At 60.2% G+C, this 274-nt stretch carries 1 protein-coding gene; it reads right to left on the bottom strand.

Annotation, left to right across the window (positions count from 1 at the left end):
- Positions 1-218: ATP-binding cassette domain-containing protein (locus tag CKO35_RS18295; protein ID WP_200177422.1), on the bottom strand; the 218-nt coding region annotated here is incomplete at its 3' end.
- Between the last annotated feature and the right edge of the window lie 56 nt (positions 219-274).

Genomic DNA, 274 nt, shown 5'->3' with positions numbered 1-274 from the left:
CCGCTAAGGACAGAAAGCAACGTCGACTTGCCAGCCCCAGAACGGCCAATGATGGCGGTACGACCACCGTGGGTAATATCGAGGCTGACCCCGTGCAGGACCTCGGTTTCACCGTATCCGACGCTGACGTTACGCAGCCAAATAGTTCCGTCCTCTGGCACAGGGACATGAGCTGACCGCTGAGGTGTCGGCGTCGAGGATGCGGAATCCGAAGTCATTAGCGCTGACGGAGCCGCGTCGAACCACTTCCTCAGCGCCTTCTGGGAGGCGATAC

It is taken from the genome of Ectothiorhodospira shaposhnikovii (genome assembly GCF_016584105.1).
GTDB classification, from domain to species: Bacteria; Pseudomonadota; Gammaproteobacteria; order Ectothiorhodospirales; family Ectothiorhodospiraceae; genus Ectothiorhodospira; species Ectothiorhodospira shaposhnikovii.
The sequence above is the reverse complement of the archived record's forward strand: the minus strand, read 5'-3'. Positions and strand labels throughout refer to the sequence as shown.